Source organism: Pseudomonas sp. MIACH (assembly GCF_001269925.1).
Classification (GTDB): Bacteria; Pseudomonadota; Gammaproteobacteria; order Pseudomonadales; family Pseudomonadaceae; genus Aquipseudomonas.
In genome coordinates, this window is record NZ_LHVO01000037.1 from 79,246 (window position 1) to 85,709 (window position 6,464).

A 6,464-nucleotide genomic window follows, 5' to 3' on the forward strand; every position below is an offset into this window, starting at 1 on the left:
ATGCTTGGGCGAAAAAATAGCGGGCCGAATGGATCGGCCTGATCAGTTAAGTGGCTGGCACTCGGAACGGGTCGCGTGGGCGCAGCGCCGATACATAACCGGTGTAAAACCGTGCAGAAAGATGCGCTGACGGCAGGTTTACACCGGTATTGCACCCGGCAGCGGCGCATCAGAACTCGTAGGTTAAGCCCAGGCTGACAACGTCCCCATAGGCATCGGCCTTGCCATCCAGGGTTGCCCCACCCAGGCGGTCCTGGTTATGCGTCTGCAACTTGGCCTTCTCTACGAACTGGTGGGAGTAAGACCCGTCGATACCCAGGCCTGGAATGGCGCGGATTTTGTAGCCAAACCCCAGGGACGTGAAGATCCGGTCTCCGTCCGGGATACGCGGATCGCGTGTGGAATTGCGCGTTGGCGTCTGGTCGGTGGCGACACCGGCACGCAGGGTAAAATCGTCGGTGAGCTTGTAGTCACCGCCGAGGGAGACCATCCAGGCATCCTTGTAGTTGTAAGGGATGGCAACGATGGTCTGGCCCTCAGATTTCAAGGTCAGGTTCTTGAACGATGACCATTGGGTCCAGGTGACGCTGGCGCCGAGGGTGAACCGGTCGGTGAACTGGTGCACCCAGTCAACGGAGGCGTTGGCTGGAACGTCCAGTTGAGTGGTGGCTTTGGCGCCGTTGTTATTAAGGGTGAGCCCAGGATAGGCAGCCGTAACAAGACCGGAGTCGATCAGGCCTGCCGAAAGCGGGTCCGCGTAGATGCTGTATTTACCCTCCAGCTTGTTTTTGATCTTGGCGTGGTAGTTAAGGCCAATAGTGTCTTGCGGCGTAGGCTTCCAAGCCAAGCCTGCGAACCAGCCTACCGAGGTATTGTCGACCTTCACGCGCATCAGCGTGTATCCCGCGCCAGAAGGAAAGGGAATACCAATGTTTGGCGACAGAGCAGCGGCGGCAAACAAGTCGACGTTCTGGCTGACGAAGCCTTTAGTGTGCTGGACGATGGCGCCGGCGCCGACAGAGAACTCATCATTGACCTTGAAGGACAGGGAACCGGTTACCCCCACCGTTTCGATCCGCGTGTCGACGGCGAAGTCACGGCCGATCCAATCGTCATCCCAAGTGGTACGCGCGCCCATCGGCACGACCTGGCTGAGGCCGAAGGCAAAACGGTCACCCAGCGGCATCACCGCAAAACCGGTCGGCAACCAGGCAGTGAAACCACCCTGTCCTCCGTCACCTGTACGCGGTACAGAAGATACATCACCCGTTACGGGGTCAAGGGTGACTTTGGCTGGATCATTGCCTGCGTAATCCTTTGCGGTGCCTTTGTACTTGATATTGATACGGGCGTAATCGATGTTGAATTGGGCGATATTGTGATCAATGAATGCCATCGCCGCAGGGTTGTTGTAGGCCGAAGACGGGTCGTCTTTGAACATCGAACCACCGCCAAATGCACGCCCCCAACCTTCCGCGCCGAACGTAGGGGTAGCGAAGCCACCGGCTTGTACGGATCCGGCAGCGACCATCCCGCTGAGTACTGCCAATCCCAATAATGTGCGAGCGTGTTGTTTTTTATTATTCATGTACCACTCCTGATTATTTTTATTACCGACACCACCGGTATGCCCTGTATGACAGGCACTGAAACTTACAAATCCCTAACCGTCTTGCAGGCACTCCTGATTAGGCTTTACCTACACCTACTTGGACACAAACAGAACACTTACCTCTAACTTAAACCGCGTAACAGGCGCCTTACCTTATTTGCAAGAGACTCAGTGACTGGCTCTTAGCATTGATCATGGAATAGCAGCAACAGGTCCAGCCGATGACCCTAGAATCGTCACGTCCAGCCGCTGCACCGTACAACTTCCTGACAGCGGCTGGTTAATTGCAGTCAGCCGAGCTGTCTGATTATCGTAAGAAACCAAGATAGTCGAAGGGCCGCAGTGAGAGGACGGCGCACCCAGCGCACTCGCAGAGTAACCGACCCCCTCTAAACTACCGGCTGATGAACCGCCTACCAGATTAGTAACCGTCCATACCATTGGGTAAATCAACATGGCTTGTGGCGATATACACAGCGCACTCAAACCATTTAATGTCGCGGAGGTAAATCTGCCCACCCCCATACTGTCAATATTTCCGCTGAGCGAGACATTGCACGTAACCGCCAACTGCAACGACGATGGAGACTTCAATACAATCGTACCCACCGCATTAAACCCAGCATTAATTGGACTCAAACTGTAGGCGTTGACCGTGGAAGCAGCCCCCAGACAAATGACACACGCCAGCAGTGACACAAGGCTGTTTAAGTCTTTCACTGTCTTCCCTCCCGATTCAACATTGAATGGCCGTCAAGCAGGCGCCTCGTTAGAGGCGCGTGCGTTTCGGTGGGTGATCAGCCCGGGATTTTTACACTCACATTAAGGAATAACAGTGATCGGCGTGGTGCCGCCCGAAACAACGGTCACGCTCAAGCTTTGCACCGTGCAGCTGCCAGCCAGAGGCTGGTTAGTTGCAGTCAGAACTTTGGTAGTGTTGTTGTACCCCACCACAATAGTGGACAGGCCACAGTTAGACGGAATCACGCCGGTGGCAGTGATTTTGTATCCAACATTGTCGACTGTGCCGGTGGCGTTTACGCCAGTCAGGCCGGTTGCTTTCAACGTCCAAGGTGTCCCTTGGATCTGTGGCAAGCCACACAGCGAGTTCGAACCACCTACGGTGACGCCGGTAATGCTGCCTTCACCTGCTGCGGTAACATTTCCGGTAAACGTTACGCTACAGGTGACCGGCACCTGCAGCGAAGATGGAGATTTGACGACAATTGTGCCGGCGGCTGTGAATGGGGTGTTGATTGGGCTGAGACTGAAAGCATTCGCCATCGAAGCAGCACCCATGCAAACAGCCAAAGCAGACAACGACACGAGGGTTTTCAAACTTTTCATTGTTTTTCCTCACATGTTATGGCGAGTCATTTCGCCAGGGGTAATGGCCATGAACGAGAGGTCACGGTGAAACTGCAGAACTTCCCTTTCCAGCCAAATTTCAATTCAATTACCGCAGCACGTTATTCAACAACTTTGAAGTTCGGCGGCATCTTGATCGACACCGTCTTGATCTTGCAGTCTTCGCCAATCGGTACATTGGCGGCTTCCAACTTGCCGGTGGCGTTATCCCAGGTGCCATCGGCGGTAGAAGGCCCGCACTTGCCGCCCAGGCCGAAGGCGTGAACATCGACGCTGATCTTCGACATGGAACCGCTCTTGGTATCTTTGGCGACCAGAATCCACGGCAAGTTGATGGCTTCGACCCGGCTGCACTTGAGGCCACCGTCGAATTCAACTTTGTCGACATTGACCGAGGTACCGTCAGGCGCCACTTTGCCGGCGACCTTGATGGTGCAGTCGGCGCTGATCAGCGCGCCTTTGGAGAAGCTGATCGGGCCTTGGGCGGTAAACGCGCTGCCGGCCGGTTCGATACGTGCGGCCTGGGCCTGGTGATAGGCGAGCAGGCCCAGCACGGCCAATACGATATGGGTGGTGAACTTGGCAGGTGTTTGCATGGTGTACGTCCTTCCCTTTAATTATTTTTGTTCGGGTCAAAGCACTTTCTCTGGGCGATAAAATCCTGCGCGGCAATCAGGCCCCGAGCACACAACGAAACTAAGTGTTACTTCAGATCAAAACGGCTTGGCACTGCCGCTGTACTTTTCCAGGTACTTCAAACGCTGTGAAGGTTGAAGATTGGTCAGGGTGATATCCCCGGCATAGTGGTTGAGGACTCGATGGTCCATGCGTCGTCGCCACAAGTAAGGCACATACGCCCAGACAATCATGCTCGCGTAGCCATAAGGCAGTTGTGGCGATTCATCAAAGTGACGCAACGACTGATAACTACGGGTGGGGTTGGCATGGTGGTCGGAATGCCGCTGCAACTGGAACAGAAAGATATTGGTGACAATCCGATTGCTGTTCCAGGAGTGCCGAGGCGAACAACGCTCATAACGACCGTTGGGCAACTTCTGGCGTTTAAGGCCGTAGTGCTCCACATAGTTCACCACTTCCAGCAACGAGAAGCCGTAGATGCCCTGGATAATCAGGAACGGAATCACCGCTGCCCCCAGCCAGGCAATCATCGCGCCCCACAACACCACGCTGTACATCCAGGCACTGAGCACAGCGTTTTTCCAATGCCAGGCCGGCAGGCCGAGTTTGCGCAGACGTTCGCGCTCCAGGTTCCAGGCTGAGTGTGCGCTGAACCACACCGAACGCGGCAGGAAAGCCCAGAAGCTCTCGCCCAGCCGCGAGCTGGCGGGGTCTTCCGGCGTGGCAACACGTACGTGATGGCCACGATTGTGTTCGGTGTAGAAGTGCCCGTAGAAGGTCGGCGCCAGGGTCACCTTGGCGAGGAACACCTCCAAAGCGTTGGGCTTGTGCCCCAGTTCATGGGCGGTATTGATCGCGATACCGGTGGCGGCACCGGTCGACATCGCCATGCCCAGGTAAGTGAACCAGCTCGGTTCGCCATGCAGTTGAGTGCGCGCGGTGATGTAGCTGGCGGCGTGGGACAGCCAGCTGGAAGGGTCCAGGTTCGCGGCAGCCTGCAACAGGCCACCCTGGATGATCCAGTCGATCCCGCCGGCGGCCAGCCAGCCGGTGATCACCACCGAGGAGATCACGAACAGCACGCCGGTATAGACGATCCAGCGGTAGTAGCTTTGGGATTCGAGGTGGCCAACGGCGGATTCGGGCGGGTTGCTCACGTCTTCACCGAGCAGACCGTCGATCAATGGGATCAGGCCGAAGATCACCAGCACGCCGACCCACCACAGTTGCTGGATACCGGTCGTGATCGCCAGGGTGCCGGACAACAATGGCGTGGCCAGCGGCATGATGCCCAGCCACCACAGGTGACGCTTGCCGTCGGTCCACACGCTTGGGGCAGCCAATGTCTGATTCATGGCTGCCTCCGGATGAGGCGGGTTGGCAGGGACGCAAAAAACAGGTTCGAGGAATGCTGGGCACCCCAGGAAATCAACCATGCGATAAAAGACGTTTTTTTCATTTTTATTCGCTCTTAGGCATTTCAAAAATCATTTCAAAATAAATATTGAAATATTTTTTTAAATAAATAGCGCGGAATCGATAGGTCGTCAACTACTTTTTCGAGGCCTTTTTGGCGTGACTGAACAGTCGTTTTTTCAGCTGTTGGGTCAGGTCTCTAGGGCAGGCATTTCGGACATTCGATCCAGTAATCGGGGCCATGATTATTTGTTGGCCAGGGCAAAGGGCGCGTGCAATACCGTAGCGCTCTGGGCCGGTCGGACACGCTTGGCTATCTGCTCCACCACCGCCGCCACCCGTTCAGTCGCGGTAATGGGCAACATGTGGCCGCGTCCTTCCACCAACTGCAATTTGAGCCCCGGCACCTTGCTGGCCAGGGCCTGACCATGTTTCTGGAAGTCCAGCACCTTGTCCCGCGCGCCATAGATCAGCCCGATCGGCAGGGTCAGTTGCGGGTAGCGCTTGACCATGTCCGGCAGGTGATCGTTGACCTGGTTGATCTCGGTGGACGCGGCGTAGAAGTTATCCGGCCGCATGCCGAGCAGCCCACCGCCACGCGTGGCGAAATCGGCCGGGGCGGCATCGGGGGCGAACACGCCTTTGACCACCGAGCCTTTGGTCAGCAGGCCGATGGGCACGGTCAGGGTGTGCGACAGCCAACGCCGCAGCCACGCCGGGCGCACCGCCAATGACAGGAACACCAGTGGCAACAGGCGTTGGGGATGGGTCAGTGGCGCCACCAGGATCAACCCGGACACCGCGTGGGGGTGGTCGAGGGCCAGCGCCAGGGCAATCGCGCCGCCGAGGGAATGCCCCAGCACCAGCGGTTTTTCCAGGCCCAGCGTTTGGATAAAGGCCGCGATTTGCCGGGCCTGGGCCGGCAGGTCGGCCGGCGTACCCGCGTGGCGGGTGGAATAGCCCGATCCCGGGCGGTCGAGGGTGATGACCCTGAAGTGCTCACGCAACTGGCCGGACAAGGCGTAGGTCAGGTTGCGGCTGCTGCCCATCAGCCCGTGAATCATCACCAGCGGCGGGCCCTTGCCCTCTTCGTAATAATGAAAGCGCTCGCCATCGACCTCCACAAAGCGCCCATTGCCTGGAACCGCTGCTTCAATCCGCCGTGTCATCCAGGCACTCAAGCCCCAAAACACGACGCTCGCCCCCACCAGCACACCCGCAGCAATCAACCATTGCACAGCCATAGCTCGGTCCTCTGCTTCCCTGCTGCCGCCGACCTGACCGGAATTGGTCAAGGCCTCGGCCAACGTCCACACCCTGGACCTGAACAGCGTGCGTACCTCGCTCGTCCGTCGGACAAGTCGCACATAAGGAACAAGGTCCTAGCGTAGGCGATATTTTCAGGTAGATTATTTAAAATCTTTTTTAA

Annotated in this window: 6 protein-coding genes; all 6 read right to left on the reverse strand. The window is 56.9% G+C overall.

Annotation, left to right across the window (positions count from 1 at the left end; all coding sequences use genetic code 11):
• Positions 1 to 169 precede the first annotated feature (169 nt).
• The 6 genes from AD670_RS15665 to AD670_RS15685 all read right to left on the reverse strand — a co-directional run bounded on the left by AD670_RS15665 (position 170) and on the right by AD670_RS15685 (position 6,279).
• A complete protein-coding gene (locus AD670_RS15665; RefSeq protein WP_053133991.1) occupies positions 170 to 1,588 on the reverse strand; it encodes an outer membrane protein transport protein in 1,419 nt (472 codons plus the stop codon).
• Positions 1,589 to 1,804: 216 nt separating this feature from the next.
• A complete protein-coding gene (gene praB, locus AD670_RS30970; RefSeq protein ID WP_082340983.1) occupies positions 1,805 to 2,332 on the reverse strand; it encodes an alkane oxidation protein activator PraB in 528 nt (175 codons plus the stop codon).
• Positions 2,333 to 2,434: 102 nt separating this feature from the next.
• Complete coding sequence (gene praB / locus AD670_RS30975; RefSeq protein ID WP_082340984.1) at positions 2,435 to 2,959, reverse strand: alkane oxidation protein activator PraB; 525 nt, start codon at positions 2,957 to 2,959, stop codon at positions 2,435 to 2,437.
• Positions 2,960 to 3,081: 122 nt separating this feature from the next.
• Entirely contained in the window at positions 3,082 to 3,576 is a 495-nt protein-coding gene (gene praA / locus AD670_RS15675) for an alkane oxidation protein activator PraA (protein ID WP_053133994.1), read from the reverse strand.
• Between the two features lie 117 nt (positions 3,577 to 3,693).
• Positions 3,694 to 4,974 (reverse strand): alkane 1-monooxygenase, encoded by a 1,281-nt coding sequence (locus AD670_RS15680; protein WP_053133997.1) that lies wholly within the window; start codon positions 4,972 to 4,974, stop codon positions 3,694 to 3,696.
• 306 nt (positions 4,975 to 5,280) lie between these two features.
• Positions 5,281 to 6,279, reverse strand: coding sequence for an alpha/beta fold hydrolase (locus AD670_RS15685; protein ID WP_053134001.1), 999 nt, complete (start codon positions 6,277 to 6,279; stop codon positions 5,281 to 5,283).
• Positions 6,280 to 6,464: the final 185 nt, after the last annotated feature.

What these genes read in the sequence shown, in the direction of transcription:
- AD670_RS15665 (WP_053133991.1), bottom strand. Translation starts at nt 1,588, where the DNA reads ATGAATAATAAAAAACAACACGCTCGCACATTATTGGGATTGGCAGTA.
- praB (WP_082340984.1), bottom strand. Translation starts at nt 2,959, where the DNA reads ATGAAAAGTTTGAAAACCCTCGTGTCGTTGTCTGCTTTGGCTGTTTGC.
- praA (WP_053133994.1), bottom strand. Translation starts at nt 3,576, where the DNA reads ATGCAAACACCTGCCAAGTTCACCACCCATATCGTATTGGCCGTGCTG.
- AD670_RS15680 (WP_053133997.1), bottom strand. Translation starts at nt 4,974, where the DNA reads ATGAATCAGACATTGGCTGCCCCAAGCGTGTGGACCGACGGCAAGCGT.
- AD670_RS15685 (WP_053134001.1), bottom strand. Translation starts at nt 6,279, where the DNA reads ATGGCTGTGCAATGGTTGATTGCTGCGGGTGTGCTGGTGGGGGCGAGC.